Source organism: Nostoc sp., assembly GCF_036917615.1.
Taxonomy (GTDB): Bacteria; Cyanobacteriota; Cyanobacteriia; order Cyanobacteriales; family Nostocaceae; genus Nostoc.
This window is the reverse complement of sequence record NZ_JBALCZ010000068.1, coordinates 56961-76685: the sequence shown is the minus strand read 5'-3', so window position 1 is coordinate 76685 and position 19725 is coordinate 56961. Positions and strand designations below refer to the sequence as shown.

17 protein-coding genes are annotated in these 19725 nt (G+C 41.7%); 8 read left to right on the top strand and 9 right to left on the bottom strand.

Features of this window, described 5'->3' with window-relative positions:
* Nucleotides 1–421 precede the first annotated feature (421 nt).
* From trmB to V7K85_RS23740, 6 genes are all read left to right on the top strand, one after another.
* Nucleotides 422–1069 (top strand): tRNA (guanosine(46)-N7)-methyltransferase TrmB, encoded by a 648-nt coding sequence (gene trmB, locus V7K85_RS23765; protein WP_334817133.1) that lies wholly within the window; start codon nt 422–424, stop codon nt 1067–1069.
* A gap of 434 nt (nt 1070–1503) precedes the next feature.
* Entirely contained in the window at nt 1504–1767 is a 264-nt protein-coding gene (locus V7K85_RS23760; protein ID WP_334817131.1) for a hypothetical protein, read from the top strand.
* Between the two features lie 149 nt (nt 1768–1916).
* Nucleotides 1917–2354: a nitrogen fixation protein gene (locus V7K85_RS23755; protein ID WP_334817129.1), complete on the top strand. Its 438-nt coding sequence runs from the start codon at nt 1917–1919 to the stop codon at nt 2352–2354.
* Nucleotides 2355–2402: 48 nt separating this feature from the next.
* On the top strand, nt 2403–2618 hold the full coding sequence (locus V7K85_RS23750; RefSeq protein ID WP_334817127.1) for a hypothetical protein: 216 nt from the start codon (nt 2403–2405) through the stop codon (nt 2616–2618).
* Nucleotides 2619–2794: 176 nt separating this feature from the next.
* On the top strand, nt 2795–3955 hold the full coding sequence (locus V7K85_RS23745) for a phosphotransferase family protein (RefSeq protein ID WP_334817125.1): 1161 nt from the start codon (nt 2795–2797) through the stop codon (nt 3953–3955).
* A 26-nt stretch (nt 3956–3981) separates the two neighbouring features.
* Nucleotides 3982–5064, top strand: coding sequence for a T3SS effector HopA1 family protein (locus tag V7K85_RS23740; RefSeq protein ID WP_334817123.1), 1083 nt, complete (start codon nt 3982–3984; stop codon nt 5062–5064).
* An 18-nt stretch (nt 5065–5082) separates the two neighbouring features.
* Here V7K85_RS23740 and V7K85_RS23735 read toward each other — a convergent pair whose 3' ends face one another.
* Nucleotides 5083–5601, bottom strand: coding sequence for a hypothetical protein (locus V7K85_RS23735; RefSeq protein ID WP_334817121.1), 519 nt, complete (start codon nt 5599–5601; stop codon nt 5083–5085).
* A gap of 618 nt (nt 5602–6219) precedes the next feature.
* Here V7K85_RS23735 and V7K85_RS23730 point away from each other — a divergent pair.
* Entirely contained in the window at nt 6220–6426 is a 207-nt protein-coding gene (locus V7K85_RS23730; protein ID WP_334817119.1) for a hypothetical protein, read from the top strand.
* A gap of 359 nt (nt 6427–6785) precedes the next feature.
* Here the strand turns inward: V7K85_RS23730 and V7K85_RS23725 are convergent, their stop codons facing one another.
* From V7K85_RS23725 to V7K85_RS23700, 6 genes are all read right to left on the bottom strand, one after another.
* A complete protein-coding gene (locus V7K85_RS23725; protein ID WP_334817117.1) occupies nt 6786–7541 on the bottom strand; it encodes a peptidylprolyl isomerase in 756 nt (251 codons plus the stop codon).
* A 130-nt stretch (nt 7542–7671) separates the two neighbouring features.
* Nucleotides 7672–9195 carry an HlyD family efflux transporter periplasmic adaptor subunit gene (locus tag V7K85_RS23720; RefSeq protein ID WP_334817115.1) on the bottom strand — a complete coding sequence of 508 codons (1524 nt, stop codon included), beginning with the start codon at nt 9193–9195 and terminating at the stop codon, nt 7672–7674.
* Nucleotides 9196–9424: 229 nt separating this feature from the next.
* The gene (locus V7K85_RS23715) at nt 9425–12145 is read right to left on the bottom strand and encodes a peptidase domain-containing ABC transporter (protein WP_334817113.1); all 2721 of its coding nucleotides are present in this window, start codon (nt 12143–12145) and stop codon (nt 9425–9427) included.
* Nucleotides 12039–12722 carry a helix-turn-helix domain-containing protein gene (locus tag V7K85_RS23710; RefSeq protein WP_334817111.1) on the bottom strand — a complete coding sequence of 228 codons (684 nt, stop codon included), beginning with the start codon at nt 12720–12722 and terminating at the stop codon, nt 12039–12041. The genes V7K85_RS23715 and V7K85_RS23710 overlap by 107 nt, the downstream gene beginning before the upstream one ends.
* Before the next feature lie 848 nt (nt 12723–13570).
* Nucleotides 13571–15079, bottom strand: a complete 1509-nt coding sequence (locus V7K85_RS23705) for a dolichyl-phosphate-mannose--protein mannosyltransferase (RefSeq protein WP_334817109.1) — start codon at nt 15077–15079, stop codon at nt 13571–13573.
* 279 nt (nt 15080–15358) lie between these two features.
* Nucleotides 15359–15982: a GNAT family N-acetyltransferase gene (locus V7K85_RS23700; RefSeq protein WP_334817107.1), complete on the bottom strand. Its 624-nt coding sequence runs from the start codon at nt 15980–15982 to the stop codon at nt 15359–15361.
* 54 nt (nt 15983–16036) lie between these two features.
* On the opposite strand from V7K85_RS23700, the gene V7K85_RS23695 reads away from it, so the two are divergent.
* A complete protein-coding gene (locus V7K85_RS23695) occupies nt 16037–16168 on the top strand; it encodes a hypothetical protein (RefSeq protein WP_334817105.1) in 132 nt (43 codons plus the stop codon).
* 65 nt (nt 16169–16233) lie between these two features.
* Here V7K85_RS23695 and V7K85_RS23690 read toward each other — a convergent pair whose 3' ends face one another.
* Both V7K85_RS23690 and ppsA read right to left on the bottom strand, forming a co-directional pair.
* Nucleotides 16234–16896, bottom strand: coding sequence for a glutathione S-transferase family protein (locus tag V7K85_RS23690; protein WP_334817103.1), 663 nt, complete (start codon nt 16894–16896; stop codon nt 16234–16236).
* A gap of 266 nt (nt 16897–17162) precedes the next feature.
* Nucleotides 17163–19664, bottom strand: a complete 2502-nt coding sequence (ppsA, locus tag V7K85_RS23685) for a phosphoenolpyruvate synthase (protein ID WP_334817101.1) — start codon at nt 19662–19664, stop codon at nt 17163–17165.
* Nucleotides 19665–19725: the final 61 nt, after the last annotated feature.

Genomic DNA, 19725 nt, shown 5'->3' with positions numbered 1-19725 from the left:
ATTTACCAAAAATTCTGAGGATCTGATGACTTTCCAACAACTAGAAATAGGTGACTACTTTCGGATACTTGGTATGAGTTACAGTTGCGTATATAGAAAGGCTAACAGTTCACATTGCAGGCTGAACGCTTTATTACAGCCAATCCGAGCAGAAACAAAAGTTACACCGCTTATTTTTGCAGAGATTACTAACTATTTTGCGCTCAAGCAAGAATTCCTTCAAAGTCTCAGGCGATAAAGGTTTTACGTTTTCTTTAACATTCAAGCACACGTTGGCTTTTTTTCCGATGAGGCGATACCTACGGCGGCAAGCTACGCTTTTTGATTGAGTATAATTTCAAACTTCTGTGACACTTGCTCAATCGAAAAGGAGTTTCACAGTTAGCACATCAGGATATTTTCACGAAAAGGAGAGCAAATTTTGGCAGCAGTCCGAGTCCGCCAGCATGTTAATCCACTTGGTAAAAAGTATCAAACACCAGCAAGTCCTCTTGACTGGGAAAACATTTATGCAAAGCCAAATCAACCATTACATTTAGATATTGGCTGCGCTAAGGGACAGTTTTTGGTGAATATGACCAACATAGAACCCAACTGGAATTATCTCGGCTTAGAAATTCGGGAACCGCTGGTGATGGAGGCGAATAAGTTACGTTCTGAGTTGTCTTTAATAAACCTGCACTACTTATTTTGCAATGTGAATAACTCACTGCAATCGCTTTTATCTTCCCTCCCTCCAGGAAGTTTACAACGCGTTACAATTCAATTCCCCGATCCTTGGTTTAAAACCCGCCATGCTAAACGTCGTGTAGTCCAACCAGAACTAGTGGCAGACTTAGCTAATTATCTTGCGGTTGGTGGAGTTGTATTTTTGCAATCAGATATGGAATTTGTCGCTGTGGAAATGCGCGATCGCTTTACTGCTCACCCAGCATATCAGAAAGTTGGTACGGGAGAATGGCTAGCCGAAAATCCTTTACCAGTACCCACAGAACGGGAAATAAGTACGCAAAAAAAGGGTGAACCTGTTTATCGGGCTTTGTTTGAAAGGGTGAGAAATACTGACTAGAGATGTTAGTAATATCAACTCTGTGCCACAATTGAGAATTGCAAGTTTTTTTGATCAGCCTTAAAACTATTTAGTAGTATAGACTTAAGTCTTATTTGCTATCTTGTCGTTAGATATTGCCGATCATTTGGGAAAACTTTTGGGACATAAATGTTTTATTAAAGGTTAAAAAGTTAGTGAAACATTCTCTGATAATTAATGCAAAAGCTTGCTTCTGGAGTAATAGATAGATATATAACCTTGATAAATAAATAGTTTTGAGTATAAACTGCCGATTTATGATTTGGTGACATAAAAGTTTTATTTATGTATATCAAAAATTTGCCAAACATAACTAAATCATTTTCATATTCTCTAAAATATAGACAGATTAGGTAATTACAGTACTTAGTGATTTAGCCTATATCTAGTTATATATTCTGAGGAAAAGCACGATGAAAAGGAATAAAAAGAATTCAAATATTCAATTGGACATTAGCAATCTGATTGATAATGCTGTTAACAATGCACTAACACGACGGAACCCAAATCATGATTCAGAAGATGCTTTGCTAACTCTGTCTGATGAAGAAATGGCAAACGTTGCAGGTGGTTTTGCAACGGTTACAAAATTAGATCCAACCATTGCAGGTGGTATTCCTGTGAGAGAACCGATTATTTGTGGACTAATTGCACAAGACCAGAACTTGATCTCTTGATTTGAAAGCACAAGCCTTTTAAGTTACCAGTCAGTATTAAACTCTTGGACATTTAATTTGCTTATTTAGGTTGATGGAGAGCAGTCCGACCCGAAACTAGCTATAAATCTCCATCAGCTTAAAAATACAATTCACTATAGGTTCAATTTATGGAAGACATAGCTACTGAAAAGACTACACTTTGCCCTAGTGCAAGACCAGAATGGCAGAACAGTGTTGTTTTCGGCGTCGTTGGTGGCACAGTCACAGAACCCCGCGTAGCTTATCTCAAGCAGCCACAAGCTGTCACAGATGAACTGATAGCAAAGGCTAGTCCAGTAACACCCACTGAAATTTTTCGGACGGCGGCACCCTGTGCAACTAAGGGTTGTCAACATTTTGATGGCAAAGATTGTCGTCTAGCAATGCGAGTTGTAGAAAATTTAGCAACGGTAGTAGACGATCTACCACCTTGTTCCATACGCCGAGATTGTCAGTGGTGGCAGCAAGAAGGCAAGGCAGCTTGTATGCGTTGTCCACAAGTTATTACAGATAACTACAATCCCTCTGAACTAACAGTTAAGGTGGCGATACCGACTGTCGGTTAACCGAGATCACAAAGTTTATTTAAGTAATTTAAGGAGAATATCATCTCAATGAACATTCATCAGAAATATCTCACAAGTCAAATTGAAATTACGAACTTGATTGAAGAAGCTGTTGTGAATGCATCTGCAAGACGAAAACAAGTTTTAGAACAAAACTCGCTCTCAGAACTGTCTAAAGAAGAACAGAAAAACATTACGGGTAGTGGAGTAGCAACAGATGTGAGAGATGCGATAATTTTATTAGGCGGCTATCTACTGGGTTAGTACTGCTGTGCGTAATTTGTAATTTATATACCGCAGACATTTGATTAATTTGGAATGGATGGTTTATTTCCAATGTGCGGTACTAGTTTTAAGAATCCTTGCAAAAACAGCCTGTGCTAGGAACTTAACTACCACAGTTTTCTATACATCAAAATTGGTTTATAAATAAAAAAGTTATGACATTTCTCTTAAACTCTCATAATGTTGTCGATTATTTAGTTGAACAGGAGTTATGTAATCAATCCGAGCAACCACCTATTAAGATAGAACCAGTTGCAGCTAAAAACTTTAATTTATTAGTTACTTTGTCAGGCGATCGCAAGCTTCTTGTTAAGCAAGAGCGGCACAATCAGGAAGGGAAAGCGGCTGGTGAATTTTTAAGTGAGTGGCGAATTCAAGAGTTTTTACAACGATTCCCACATCTTGGCAACTACCACTCATTTTTACCAGAGGTACTGCATTTTGATAGAGAAAATTCCATTATTGTTTTCAGATATCTGGATGATTATCGGGATTTAATGGATTTCTACACCAAGGAAAAAAGCTTTTCTACAGAAATCGCTATAGCTATTGGTAATATTTTAGGGACTATCCATCGTAATACTTTCAACCGCCAAGAATATCAGGAATTATTTTCTAAAAATTCAGATAATTTCATGGCTGATCAAGTATCACATTTAGTTCAGAGATTAGAACGGGTTGAACCGGAAATTTTTGGTTTAGTTCCTGGCGATGGGTTAAAGTTTTTTGCTCTATATCAACGTTATGATAGTTTGGGGCAGGCGATCGCCCAATTGGGTAATGCTGTAACGCCCTCTTGTCTTACCCACAATGATTTAAAACTAAATAATATTCTCCTGTACAAAGATTGGCAGGATTCCACTAATAATATTGTACGGCTAATTGATTGGGAACGTTCGGCTTGGGGAGATCCAGCTTTTGATTTGGGAACACTTATTGCTAGCTATGTACAAATCTGGCTGGGTAGCTTGGTTATCAGTAATTCTTTGAGTATTGAAGAGTCTCTACGCTTGGCAATAACACCTTTAGAACTACTTCAGCCTTCAATTGCTACATTAACCCAAGCTTATTTAAACATTTTTCCAGAAATTTTAGAACACCGCCCTGATTTCTTGCAGCAGGTGGTGCAATTTATCGGTTTTGCTTTAATTCAACAGATTCAGGCGATGATTCAATATCAAAAATCTTTTGGCAATATGGGGATTGCTATGCTTCAGGTTGCTAAGACGTTATTAAGCCGTCCTGTACAATCGATGCCAACAATTTTTGGTGCTGCTGCTGTTGAGTTAAATCACCTGAGTAGTTCTGCTGTTTAAATTATTTTGTTATTAATAAAGTAGTTATGCAATTATTAAATTCTCCTCAAACTCAGCTAGAGACTGGTTTCACTAGGCAATTACTGGATGTTCTGCAAGATATTGTTCGGAAAATTGAGATAAAATCTGATTTCTCGATCCACCATCCAGATTACAAACCTTTGGAATTACCATCTGAGGCAGTTGAACGTTTTCAGAAGATGCCAACCCAGATGCAACAGAAATATCTGAGTCTACAATTGCGGAGTTTTCTTTACGGTATCTATTACAACGGTTCTATGCAAAGTACGCTGGCACTAGATGGGGAAGGAAATGGTTTGCCCTTAGATTTGGAGAATAATACTGTTTTAGGGGTAGATGTGGGGTTTTATAAGCGATTGCATGAAAGTAATTTTGGAGACGGCTACTTTGACCATGGTTGGTTTGTTTTGAGAGAAGAAAGCGATCGCAGTTTAGCCGTGACTAAAGGCGGTTTGAGGCTGCATATTCAACGAAATAAGCATCTTCAACCTACTGAAGTGGCAGCTGTGGTAGGTAATTCTGTCGCTATTCGGATGCCGAAGAATCTGGTGCAAAATGGCTTTTACGTGGCAGTTAGCAATGTCGCATCTGAAAGTCAGAAAAATCTGGTACGGGTATACTTTAATTTCAGCCCAGAAGGTGCGGTAGGAGTGATGAGTAGCCTGACGCGGCGGCTGAATGCCATTCCCATTTTCTTCCACTTTAAGGTGCTGTATAACCCAGATGACTACAAGCGTTACGATTCAGGGGTACTGTATTTTGAAAAAGCCAACTATGAAGCTGTCCGGCAAGTCCTTGAGGCTGTCTATGCAGAAAACCAATCGCATTTTCAGCCGGAGATGCCGCTATTCACTATGCAGTTAGCACCAGGGTTAGGGTTAGCAGAAGAACCAGATCAAAAGTTTGGTGTTCAGGAAAGCTTTGGAATGAACCGCTGTCAGATTGTAGCGAATGGGTTACTAGAAGCTTGGCAGCAAGGGGATGATTCGCCAGAGGTAAGAATGCAGACTATTCTTGGGCAATTTTCTCGTTTGGGGATTGACTTGCAGCGCCCTTATGTCAATGCCAATTCAAAAGATATTTATTAGTAGTTCCGTAGTTTTAGGCTAAAGGGAAACTCCTTGTTCTTCGAGGCGGTAACGCTCCTCTTCTGCTTCAAGTTTCAGAAGTTCTTGATGACTTTCGCAATAGCAAATAGCTTCCTCGATCACAGCAAGGGGAAGATTCCAATTGTCTGCTGCCTCTTCTATTGACATCTGGTTAGCAATCATATCCTGCCACACAGTCGAGGCAAGTAGTTTTCGCCCTTTGATATAAAGTTGCCGCCGCCAAGGGTGAGGACGTTCCACCAGATACAGGCAGTCACCTGTTTGGGGAGATTCAAGTTCAGGGATAAGTAGGCGGACTTGCCCTTCTCTTGTGTGGAGAAACAGTTGAGTGCCTGGACGCATCTGGCGCTTGAGAGTGACCATTAAATCGATGGAACGCAGGATTGTTTCTTTGGTATCAGAAGCTGCGATCGCATCACGTAGCCAGTTGAGCTTTGCTTCTTGTTCTGGAGTAATGTTGAAATTCTGTCGCTTGGTTTCTACCGTTTCTGGATTAGATGATATCGGCGTGGTCATGTTACCTCATAACTAAAAATTAGTTGGGTAAATATAATATGAGTATATCAGACTCATTGAGTTTACACAATTGATGCGATGTCTACGACGGGCTTTGCCTACGCATTTTTGGCAATGGAACCATTTAATATCTGTTGATCAGCCTAAAGTTTAGATGCCAACTTTGTAGAGGCTGTGGAAAGCGATCGCGCAGTTGACCGCACATCTGACCTGAGTGAGACAGATTGTAGCGAATAGCATGGGGTCTGCTCCTATTGCCAGAATGAAATAACTCTAAATTTTTATTGTTCAGTCTAAGAGGATTCTTGGGCTGATTTTCTATTGGTTTTTCTAATTTGTAGAAATGAAGCAAGCAGTGAAAAAGGAAAAAGGTCATAAATATTTTATATACGTCATCAAAAATAAGCTGTTTTATCCAAATAAATATAATTTTTTTATTTCCCGGAAAATAGCGTATTAAATTTGATACTAAACAAACATATAACTGCATTCTTTTTGTCCCTAGTCTAGTGATTAAAAGATTGAAATCATCGATTATATAACAGATTATGGTAATGGAGGAGGCAATTAAAAGTCTAATCCCAACCAACACAAATTGACTTAGGAGTAAATTTCAAAATGGCTAGTATTATAATCTCTGAGCTACGTCCTGCTGGTATTGATCTCTTTCATGATTCTGAGAGTTTTTTCAGTGAGCTAACAGATGCTGATCTTGATTTAACTCACGGTGGTATGACTCCTATTTTGGCTGTTAGTTCAGCATATTGTGTCGGTGCAGGTATTTTTCTAGCTGGCTACCTAGTTGGAAGGCTGTCTGAGAAGTAGATGGAAGTCAGTAAAAACAAGAATTTGCAGAAAAATGGTCGAGTCCAATGTGAGACTGAAGTTACTACACAAATAACCAAGAATATCATATCAAACTCAACCCGCTTTCATCGTCAAATATTGTTGCTTCATTTTGACCCTCAACCTTGCTTCGCTCCCCATCGATCCAAGCAAGATTTCTATAACCAAATCTGGTTCTCTCACATTCGCTTTTTATGTTGTCTGGCTTGACTTGCAAGGTGTAGCAGATAGTTTGGCAGTTCCCCACTAAAGTTGTGGCTGCTGGTATTCTACATTAAACTGGATAATAAATAAGAGGAGAAAAAAATATTTTTTTCTCCTCTTTTTATTATTAAAACTCAAGCTATGAGCAAATTTAAATCCAGGTTTTTCGCTACTTTAAGTTGCTGAATTTGCTGTTTTATCCATTCAAAAAATAAAGTTAATAAAATTTGATAGCGCAGCTTTGTATCCAATTCTGGTTTAATAATTTCCTCCACTAAAATTAGATGCGCCCCTTTAGAAGTTATAATGGGTTTGAGAAGCTGTGGCGGCTTAACAGCAAAAATAGCAGCAGAAATTTCCGGTTTCAAATCTTTTCGGCGTACCATCCCTTGATATCCGCATTTTCGGCGTAATTCCGTATCCTGGATATATTTGTGAGCAACATCATAAAAACTCATCTCGCCTTCCCGAATGGCATATAAGAGTTCTATCGCCAAGTCTTCTTCATCTAGAACAACCTCATACATGACCACGCCAGCATAATCTAGTTGATTTTCAAAGAAATAGGGTTCAACTTTATCTGCAAACAGATGAGTAGCTAACTTATCAGAAATGACGGTGCTGTAGACAATTTCTTCATAATCATCTATAGAAAGACTATGTTTTTCCAACCATGCCCAGGTATGATCAGCACTAATAAGTTTGTTTATTAATCGCATTTGGTCTGCTGCTTTTTGCAATTCCTCAGTCTCTACTTTTATACCTGCCTCGGCTGCGGCATTTTCAATAACCTTGCGCGTAACAATCCCCTCAACAAACTCAGGAATTTTGCAAGATAGTTTGACTTGAGAAAGAATATCTTCTTTGGTAATAGTGATAGTTTGTGACATGATGTTTCTCCTAAGTAAATAGACGACATTAAATGTTTTTCGCTGAGAGGGGAGCTTTCTGCTTCTAACCTCCTTACAAGTAAGGAAGTTAAGTAGTTAGGTTTAAGAATGTATAAGTACCATGATACCCCTACAATTTCACTCCACCCTGCTGCAATTGCTTAAACGGGTCAAGCAGAAAATCAATAATCCGACGCTGGCGCACAATTACCTCAGCTGTCGCCGTATCCCCAGGATGCAAAACAATACATTTATTAGCCGAGAGAATACAATTTTGTTTGAGGGCAATTTCCAAATCATAAGCTGCTACCTTTCCATTAGATGTTTCCACCTCTATGGTAGTAGGAGAAATCTCTAATAATTCTCCTTCCACCACGCCATAATCCTGAAATGGATAAGCATCAAACTTTAACTTGACTGGCAACCCATTTTGCAAAGAACCACTCTCAGTTGTCGCCATTTGCGCCCGAATTATTAAAGGCGAACCTTGGGGTGCAATCTCCGCAATCATTCCTCCAGGCTGCACTACAGACCCAGCGCGTTGTATCGGTAACTGAAACACTCTACCATTCACGGTAGCTCTTAACTCTCGTTGTCCTAACTGAAATTTTAACGAGACAATCTGACTCTTACTCTGAGCAATCTCTGCCTGAAGCGTAGTAATTTCTGTCTCCAAATCCTTCTGTTGTTCGTCAATTTTTAGCAGAGCTAGCTTGCTGGAACGAGTTAAGGTCTGATAACTCCTTTCCTGTTCTTTCAGTCGTAACTGTGCCTGCTCAATATCTGCATTTGCTTGCCGAATAGTCCGCTCATAACTACTCTGTTGTTCTATCAAACGTAATTTAGCCTGCTGAATATCTGACTGATTTTGTTCGTATAACTGTTGCTTATCTTTAGCTATATCTTGCTTCTGGACAACATTAATTTCTGGAACAACCCCTGACTGCCAAAGACTGCGATAGCGTTCAACTTCTCGCTCGGTACTTGCCAAACTACTGTTTACTAACTTATTAGCTGTTTGACTATGCTCAAGAGTTTGCCGTGCCTGATTGACTTGAGCTAATTTTTCATCTTTTTGTAAGTCATAAGAATTCCTCAGAGCATTCATATTTTGTCGTGCTTGGTCAATTTGAGCCTGCTTTTCTAACTGTTGAGATTGATTCTGTTGCTCTTGAGTTGTCAAAGATACAACTAACTGACTTTTAGATGAATTTAACTGAGAAAGTCGATTTAATTGTCCTTCTAACTTCTCCTGTGCCTGCCGCAAGTCCGCCTTAACTAATTCCGATTCCAACACCAATAAAGTCTGTCCAACTTTAACCGAATCACCTTCCTTTACCCGAATTTCGGCAACAGTACCTGCCACAGCAGCATCCAGCCTAACCGTCTTTCCCTTTGGCTCAAGTCGCCCTCTTGCCGTACCCGTTTCATCCACCTTAGATAGCATCGCCCAAGGTAAAATGATCGACACAAACACCACCAAAAAATACAGCAATCCCCTTGTCCAAACCTGGGGCAAGCTATCAAGTAAATCCTTGGTTGCGTAAGCCCAATCATCAGTTGATATAGCTGGTGTTTGCTCCTTTAAAACTTCCTGGGGCTGTTCTACCTCATAAATTTGGGTTTCAACCCTTCCATTTAATGTGTTTGGCATGATTTTTCCTGATATTAATTTTGGATTTTGGATTTTGGCAGTGGGGACAATACGGTTTGGTTAATATGTTTGGCTTGAGGAGATCCCCCCAACCCCCCTTAAAAAAGGGGGGCTTTGTCTCCTATTTACTCCCTTTTTAAGGGGGTCGCCGCAGGCGGGGGGATCAAGTCTTATCCGAACCGTATTGGGAGTGGGGAGACAACAAAAGCTTCCTGCTTATCTTCTTTTTTCACCCCGCAACATCCATCTGCTGATGATTGAGATAAAAATAATGTCCCCGCTTCGCCATCAACTCTCGGTGAGTCCCACTCTCAATCAATACGCCGCGATCCAGCACCAAAATCAAATCTGCATGACGCACAGTTGAAAGGCGATGGGCGATTACTAAGGTGGTTCTGTCCTTGAGAATTGTGTTTAAATTCGTTTGAATAATCCTTTCTGATTCTGCATCTAGATGGGAAGTTGCCTCATCCAAAACCAACAGCTTGGGATTGCCTAACAACGCCTTAGCGATCGCAATTCTTTGTCGCTGTCCTCCAGACAACATCCCCCCTCCTTCACCAATCTGAGTTTCATAACCCATAGGTAACTTTTTAATAAACTCATCAGCACCCGCCAATCGCGCCGCCTCAATAATCTCTGCCAAAGTTGCCCCAGGATGTGCCAAACTAATATTTTCCCGAATCGTTCCGCCAAACAAAAAGGTATCTTGGTCAACTACCCCAACCTGCTCGCGTAGAGAACGCAACGAAAGACTGGTAATATCCTGCCCATCAATCAACACTTTGCCATCTGTGGGGGGATATAACCCCAAAACCAGCTTAGAAATCGTGGTTTTCCCCGAACCACTGCGTCCCACCAAGGCAACCATTTGCCCGCTGTGTACTTCAAAACTGAGATTTTCCAAAACATTGATATCGCCTTCAGGATGATAGCGAAATGTCACGTTATCAAAGCGAATGTTACCTTGAATGGGTGGTAAAGATTGCCGCGCCTGGTGCTGCAAATCCTCTTCTGGTTCCGCATCTAACACATCATTAATGCGTTCCACCGCAATCACCACTTCTTGCAATTGATTCCACAAAACTGTTAATCGTTGAAAGGGTCTGATAATATTTCCCAGTAGCATATTAAATGCCACCAGTTGCCCAATGGTTAACTCGTTGTGAATCACTTGGTACGCCCCAAACCACAGCAAAACGGTAGTTACCACTGCTTCAATTGTGTTGCTGAATATTTGCAGGCGATTGCTAATAATTTGCCCAGAAAAGTTAGTTTTTACTTCCTTACTTAATAACTCTTCCCAATGCCAACGCACTGTCTGTTCCACGGCTGTAGATTTAACTGTTCGCACACCAGAAAGGGTTTCAATCAGATAACTACTTTCATTAGCAACAGCATTAAAGATTTCTCTAGAAATCTTTTGTAAAAAAGGTGTGGCAATCAATGCTAGCAGGAAAAAAGGCGGTATAATCACCAACACCAACAACGCCATTTTCCAGCTGTACCAAAACATCAATCCTAAATAGATAAAGACAGTGACTAAATCCAGCAGGATGGACAACGCCTCACCGGAGAGGAAGCGTTGAATTTTGCGGTTTTCCTGTACACGAGAGATAATATCCCCCACATAACGCGACTCAAAGTAACTCAAGGGTAGCCGCAGGGTATGGCGAATAAATCCCACAATCAGTGCTAAATCGAGCTTATTCGCCGTGTGGTCTAACAGATATTGCCGCAACCCTGTCATCGCCACACGGAATAAACTAAAAATCAGTAACCCTAACCCCACCGCCGTTAAGGTTAGTTCAGAACGCTGCACCACCACTCGGTCTAAAATTAACTGGGTGAATAAGGGAGTCACAAGTCCAAATATCTGGATAAATAAGGAAGCGACAAATACTTCCAGCATCACTAAAGAGTGAGGCTTCATCAATTCAAAGAATTGCCAAAAGGGAGTAGAAGTCTCTTTGGTATCCTTGAGCATAGCTGTGGGTTGCAGCAGCAATGTGTAGCCAGTCCAGTTGGCTTTAAATTCGGCGTGGCTGAGGCTGCGTTGCCCGATCGCGGGGTCGGCTATAATAACGTGTTTGGGCGTAATTTCGTAGACAACAATGTAATGCTTGCCCTCCCAGTGGGCGATCGCAGGCAATTTTTGCTTCGCCAATTGGTCAAGACTCGCTTTCACAGGTCGTGTGGTAAACCCAATACTTTCCGCCGCCGCTGATAACCCCCGCAGCGACGAGCCATTGCGGTCAACATTGGCGATATCCCGCAGGCGATTTACACTAAAGTTTTTCCCCCAATAGCGAGACACCATTACTAAACAAGCTGCACCGCAATCCGATGCACTCTGTTGGGCAAAAAACGGATAGCGCCGAATCACACGCTGTAATAAATGCCCGACTCGCTGCGTGGAGTTGGGAAAATAGGCTTTGCTAATCTTTTTCTCGCGTAGCTCTACTGCTGGCGTTGACAAAATCTTCGTTTCATCGTGCCTTTTGGAGTCAGATGGGGGGTTATCTGAGTCCACCTGTTGAGAGTTACGAGATAGCGCCTTAGCCCACAAATGCTCCCGAATTTGGGGATATTTAGCTATCAATGGCCACAACATCTCACCTGGAACAAAACACAGTTGCAAGTTTACTGAAGCCCTTGCTGCATAAGGTTTAAAATCATCCTCCTTAAACAAGGTAAATTCCCCAAATGAGTCTCCCGCCTCCAAAGTGGTGATGAACTCATCAGCGCTAGAGAGCAACCTGACTTTGCCAGCGATCGCAATATATATACCTGATTCAACATCAGTTCCTTGCCAGAATTTGCCGACTTTCGGGTTGATAAATTTAACTTGTTGAAGACAGTGTTGAAATTCCTCTGTCGAAAGAGAATAACCCAGAGTATTGTTGAACTGTTGCAGAGTTACTAACTGAGCAGATATATCTTGCGCCATGAATGTCTAAATCTTTTCCTAAATTTGCAAAGTTAATAGGTAAAAATTCGGTATTATCTGGAATAGCCACCGATTTGAGGTCAGCAATCAAAATTTTGGAACCTTGAGCCTGTTCAGTGCTGTTTTGTTCAGCATTGTTAGGTTTTGGTAGTGTGGATAATCCCAGCTGTTTGAGTAGTCGCTTGATATGGCGATCGCTCACCTCAATCCCAAATTCTTTTACCAGATGTTTCCCAAGCCAGTTAGCCGTCCATCGTCGAAAAGCATAGCCATGATCGCGGGGACTACTACTAACCAGTTCTTTCAAACGTTCTAAATACTGGTCATTTATTGCTTTCGGGCGACCAATGGGGCAATCCTGCCATTGGTGCGCCATCCCCGTCCGGGCTATGTGCATCCAATGCCTCGCTGTTGCTGGACAACACCCCAAAATTTGACAAATTGACCTTTGGGTTTTTCCCTCATCTGCCAACAACATGATTTCAATGCGCTGTCGGTAAGATTCAGGTAAACTTTTTTCCAAACTTCCTAACAGTAATTTCCGCTGAAATGATGTTAAGTACTTACTATTTGTCACATTTGTGTATTTTGTTTCAATTTTTGTTTGGCAATCGGACATACACGTACAATTAACTAGTTTTTTAGACATACGAATGTATTGTAATTGATGCATACTTTGGCACTTATATGTCATCTAAGTAGAGATATACAAAAGCTAATTTTTCCTTGTAGCTATAATACTTATTACGTTTTGTTTTTTATTTTATGCAACAAATTTAATGTTAATAAGTGATATTTTTGACAACAAGGTTTTGTATATTACTTTTGTAGTATAGAACTAGGCTACAAATCCTATTTATAAATTCCGAAAATAGTCGCTGAATTTTAATAAAGTTTTTGTAAAGATATTTTTTTTGGGCAGAGAAAAAAGTTATAGCAGAATCGCCGTTACCACGGATGAAAATTCCTTTGAGAGCAGTTTTCAATTGAATAGACCACGCATAACAGCACCGTATTGAACTATGCTGCTCGGTAGTGAATACTTAATAACATTGCTAAGTACTGCTTTGCGTAAAATCGGAGCTTTTTTCAACGCAGAGGTAGACGCAAAGCGGCTTGCTGAAGGCTACGCAAAGAAAGCCCAAAGAAGCGCGGAGTTTTGCTAAATTTAATGCGCTACGAATTAATGGGACTTAGACAAAAAGTAGCCAGAAAAAAGCCTCAAATGTATATACAGAGATACTTTGACATCGATTGCCTAGTTTCTTGATATATCTGGGTTTCAAGCATTTTTGAGCCTTTGGTGTATTTTCCTTGCCCTGTATGGTTTGAGGCTTGTTTATACCCTAAAAATGTTTAAGTCCCGTTAATAAAATGCTGTACTGAGATTATTCTTTCCATACCCAATGCACAATGCCCCTTTAATTAAATCCAAGAGTTAAACCACATTCGCAGCTTATAACCATTAGGGGAGAGAGGTAAACCCAAATAAACGGGCATCCAGAAAATAAAAGCAACCAGAATGATAAAAGTAATAGTGACACCTACCGCCCGGAGTTGTTGATAATAACTGCGAAGACACTGATTAACAAACCAAGCGATCGCTAAAAATATAAACACCACTGCACACATATAGTGATAGATAAAAGCGCACCTTGTCACTTTCACCCAAGGTAATAAGTTAGCAGCATAATTTATAACTAAATACAAGGCAATCCAAGTATCAACACTAAGAGTTGCAGGCACAGAAAAACGCTTTTCCTTCACCCAAGGAATTACTACTTGTGACACCAGCATTCCTACTAAAAACAACATGGCAGCAACACCGAACCACCACAAAAATGGATTGCCCATTGCATGGACATCATAAATAACTTGTCCAGCACCGGCAGGTAAAGGCGGGCCCATCACAGGTAACGGATCGGTGATACTTTCAGCCGTTTGATAATAATATGCCATTGGTCGAGTCATCAAAGGCCATTTATACCAGGCAGCACAGTAAGGATGCACATTGGGACTATTGCCACCTAAATGTAAGTGAAACTTTAAAATTTGCTGATGTACTGCAATAAATCCATATCTTTTATCTAGTTGAAGGTGGGGAATCCAGATGATGCTATAGATAAAAGCTGGGATAATTCCTAGATAAAACAGCATCTGAAAAATATTTAGCTGAGTCAAGTTTTGTAGTGGTGTCTGAGATGAGGGAGAATAAGTACTAACTCCAGACTCCAGACTCCTGCCTTCTGCCTGCTTCAATGAGGGGGATGTAAAAAAGAGTTTGGGGTTAGGAAAAGAATGGATTAAATGAATTATCCAAGCTGTTACCCAAATCAGATAAGCACCTGAGAGGAACCATAAACCATTCCACTTACTACCAACTGACGCACCAAAAGTAATGCCAGCAAAAACTAACCAAAAAGAACGTCGCCGATTTTGGTTATCTAATGCTAATAATAAAAACCAGTGCCCTAACAAACCAAAGATGACGATATAAATATTACTTAAAGCATAACGAGACTCAACCAGAAAGATGCCATCACAAGCTGTGAACAAACCTGCAAGCATTGCAAAGCTACGGCGATAACTCAACTGATAAGCGATCGCAGCCACAACTAAAGGAATAAATGAGCCAGTGAGGGCATTTAACCAACGATAAGTCCAAGGCGATCGCAAAGAACCTGTCAGCCCATTTACCGTATCGTGCCCAAAAGGAATATGACTGCCAATCCAAATGCCGATACCAATAATATATTGACTCAGCGGCGGATGAGCATTAAAAAATGGCGTATGCGTGAGATAATTATTACCGAATCTAGCAAAATAAACTTCATCAAATACTAGAGTGTTGAATCGCTCTAGTCCCCAAAACCGTAAGGCAAGTGAGAGAAGAAATATACTCACCATCCCAATTTGGAACCACTTTTTATTCATTAGTCATTGGTTATTAGTTATTGGTTATTAGTTATTGGTTATTGGGCATGGGGCATGGGGCATTGGGCATGGGGCATTGGGCATTGGGCATGGGGAATAGGAAATGAGTCTTTAATACTCGTGAATGAGTCTTTGATACTCGTGAATGAGTCTTTGATACTCGTGAATGAGTCTTTGATACTCGCCGATGAGTCTTTGATACTCGCCGATGAGTCTTTGATACTCGCCGACGAGTCTTTGATACTCGCCGATGAGTCTTTAATACTCGCCGACGAGTCTTTAATACTCGTGAATGAGTCTTTGAACTCCACTTTTTTGCCCCCCTACCCTCTGCTCAAGAACTGCTCCCTTGTTCTCCCTCCACTCTTCAAGTGCATCTAGTTGAAACAGGAGTAGTTCAATATCGTAATACTTGTTTGTCCGCTCCACTGGTTTCATACCCAATCGTTCTGTTACACGGATTGAGGCATGATTTTCTGGCTTCACTACAGGATAAATCACTGGCAAGTCCAAGATACTAAATCCGTAGTTGAGCATAACTTGTCCTGCTTCTGTTGCATACCCTTTACCCCAAGAAGCTCGCCTCAAGTGCCAGCCTACCTCATAATCTAGAGTGGGTAAACCATCTTTGTCGGGCAATTGCAACAGAAGAATAGTTCCCACAATTGTTGTAGTTTCCTTTTCGACAATTACCCAAGAACCAGTACCATTGTTGCGTTGGTGCATTTGCTCGATACCTTCAATCAAGCGCTGACGCTGTAACTCAATGCTTGCGACGCGAGAAGCTTTGCCGAGAAAGTGTGTAACTTCAGGGTCATTATAAATTACAAAGGCTTGCTCGGCATCGCGTTCGGGTATCCAATTGCGAATTATCAAACGTTCGGTTTGCAAAAGATTTGTCATCTTGCTTTTGGCTAAAATAAATCGCCATTCTGCAAAATACTAAGATACTTATGGTTGAGCAGTCAAAAGTTTTGTAGACAATTACACAAACAAAATATGGCGATCGCTATGCTATGGGCAGTTATCCAGAAGTTCAACTACCGTTGGTTATGCGATGCCTGCGGCGGTAAACTACGCAAATTCTGAATCTTTCCGCAGTTGTTCAGATCGGAACCCTAACACAATCTGATCGTTTGGTATATCTGCCTTCACTAATTCGGTTGCTTGCCAGTGAAAACCGCTAATTGAGCAGCGAAAGCACACTTGAAGGCGGGCCGCGCTTCGCCACGGGCAACATAGGTAGAGAGATTCGGATAGTCGTCCAGCATATCCGAGTTTTTCAATCTGAGCAGCACTGACACCATCATCAGGTCGCCTGCGCTGAATGCGCCATCAAGCCAGTCGGCATCTCCAAGGTGACTGGAAAGTTCTAAGAGCCGATTACGGACGCGACCTTCGACGACACGCAGGCGCTGCTCGTACCAGGCCTGATCGCGCTCTAAGTACGTGGCGATTCCCCAATCAACGATTGGCGGCTCCATCGTGTTAAGTGCGGCAAACATCCATGTGATTGCTCGCGCTCGACTATTCGCATCGTCTGGCAACAGCCCTGTATGGCCCTCCGCGATATGGAACACGATCGCTCCCGACTCGAACAGGGCGAGATCACCTGACTCGTAGGTTGGAATTTGCCCGAAAGGATGAAGCGCACGGTGCGGGGGTTGCTTCATCTCACTGAACGAAACAAGACGAACGTTGTAAGGTTGGCCCACTTCTTCGAGCGCCCAGCGAACGCGCATGTCACGCGCCAGTCCCTTGCCGCCATCAGGCGACCGTTCAAAGGCGGTAATAGTGGGTGTCATTGTCAGGGTCATGGTGATTTCTCCTTTTGATCCAATTTTCTGCTTTGGGTATGTGTTCTGTCCGGCAAGAACAGCAACTCTAGATATCAGCGTCAAAGCTGGCATTAAAAGCACCGGCGGAACTATCGCAAAAAGACAGATGTAACACTATTACCAATAATGTTACATTTTGCGCGGCTGATGCTGCGATTTGCGATTGACCACTTGTATCGTTTCGCTTGCATTGGACTTTGCCTCAACTGAGTACCCCAGAACAGTGTCAGAGGTGGAGCGACCTTTTACGAATTAGTACCCTCGACTTTTGCCACTTCTAGCATTGTCTTTAAAACTGAATCAGGATTTAGGCTAATCGAGTCAATTCCTTGTTCAACCAAAAACTGGGCAAATTCTGGATAGTCGCTGGGTGCTTGTCCACAAATGCCGATTTTGCGATCGCATTTTTTCGCCGCTTCTATGGCCATTTTCACCATTCGCTTCACACCCTGACTGCGCTCATCAAATAACCGTGCCACCAATGCCGAATCCCTGTCTATCCCCAGTGTTAACTGAGTGAGGTCATTGGAACCAATCGAGAAACCATCAAATACCTCAGCAAACTCCTCAGCCATAATTACATTATTAGGCAACTCACACATCACGTAAACCTGCAAGTCGTTAACACCTTGCTTTAAACCATTTTTTGCCATCTCTGCCAAAACCAAACGCCCTTCATCGGGAGTACGACAAAAGGGAATCATCGGAATAACATTCGTCAAACCCATTTCTTCCCGTACCCGCTTGATGGCATGACATTCTAGGGCAAAAGCTTCCCTGTAGCCTTGATCATAGTAACGTGCCGCTCCTCGCCAACCCAGCATTGGGTTTTCTTCATGGGGTTCAAACTGTCGTCCACCTAACAAATTGGCATATTCATTACTTTTGAAATCTGACATTCGGACAATCACTGGTTTGGGATAGAATGCCGCTGCAATTCTACCTATACCTTGGGCTAATTTATCTACAAAATACTGCGGCTTATCGTCGTAAAGTGCGGTAATATAAGCGATTTTAGCTTTCACAAATTCATCTTTTAACAAGTCATAGTGAATCAACGCCATTGGATGAATTTGGATTTGGTTAGCGATGATAAATTCTGTCCGTGCTAAACCTACGCCATCGTTGGGAATTGCGGATAAACTCAACGCTTCTTGAGGATTACCCACATTCATTAAAATTTGAGTGCGGGTGCGGGGTAAGTTCTCTAAGGGGACTTCTTTAACTTCAAAAGGTAATAAGCCTGCATAAACTTTTCCCTCTTCCCCTTCAGCACAAGAAATTGTTACCTCTTGACCAGGTTTCAAGATTTCCGTAGCATTGCCGCATCCCACGATCGCAGGTACACCCAATTCTCGCGCAATGATCGCTGCATGACACGTGCGGCCACCAGAATTGGTGACAATTGCACTGGCGCGTTTCATAATCGGTTCCCAATCGGGGTCAGTTCTCTCTGTGACCAAAACTTCCCCAACTTGGAATTGGTCGAGTTTGTGAACATCTAAAATTAGGCGTGCTTTTCCTTGACTAATTGCTTCTCCAATAGCCCGTCCGATAACAAGAGGGATTAAGGATTCGGGAGTGGGAATTGGGGATTGGAAAAACTTTTCTCCATTCCCTATTCCCCATTCCTTATTCCCCAATAACAATCGATAACTCCGCAACACATTTCCCGTCTTCTGTGACTGGACGGTTTCGGGACGTGCTTGCACAATAAAAAGTTGGTTAGTAATTCCATCTTTTGCCCACTCGATATCCATTGGAGTGTAAATGCCGTGGACTTGGGAATAATGGTCTTCAATTAAACACGCCCAACTTGCAAGTTGTAAAATCTCTTGATCACTCAGGGCAAATTTACTTCTTTCACTGCTCGAAACAGATACATTTTTTGTAAATTTAGAGCCGTCATCATAAATCATTTTCAGTTCTTTGCTGCCCAACTTTTTATCGATAATTGGGCGGAAACCCGCTTTTAAAGTTGGTTTAAAAACATAGTATTCATCGGGATTTACAGACCCCTGAACAACATTTTCCCCTAAACCGTAGGCGGCTGTAATCAGTGCCGCATCCTTAAAACCGGTTTCTGTATCAATGGAGAACATCACTCCAGAGGTTGCTAAGTCAGAGCGCACCATTTTTTGCACGCCCACAGCCAGAGCAATGCTAAAATGGTCAAATCCCTTGGTGTGACGATAAGAAATGGCGCGATCTGTAAATAGGGAAGCAAAGCATTTATGACAAGCTGCTAAAACTCCTTCGGCACCGACAACGTTGAGGTAAGTTTCCTGCTGTCCAGCAAAACTAGCATCGGGCAGATCTTCAGCGGTGGCGCTGGAACGGACTGCAACATCTGTCTCTGCGTTGTATCGCTCACAAAGACTCTGATAAGCTTTAGCGATCGCCTCCCGCAATTCTACAGGAAATGGGGTGTGGATTAATAGCGATCGCGCTTTTTTTCCCCGTTCTCGTAAATTTTTGACATCTTCAACATCTAAATCTGCAAACAGTTGGCGTAACTTTATTTCTAACCCTGCTGATTGAATAAAATAACGATAAGCATAGGCAGTGGTAGCAAATCCGGTGGGAACATTAATACCTTTAGGCGTTAGCTGTTGAATCATTTCTCCCAGTGAGGCATTCTTCCCACCAACTACAGGGATATCAGCAATACCAACTTCATCAAACCACAGGATGAGCGATCGCTCTTTGGCAGATACAGATAAAGTGCTTTTAGATACAGTAGCCATAAATATTACCTTTAAAGTTTATACTCAATTCGATCAGTGCGTAACCCCTAGTATATTTTTA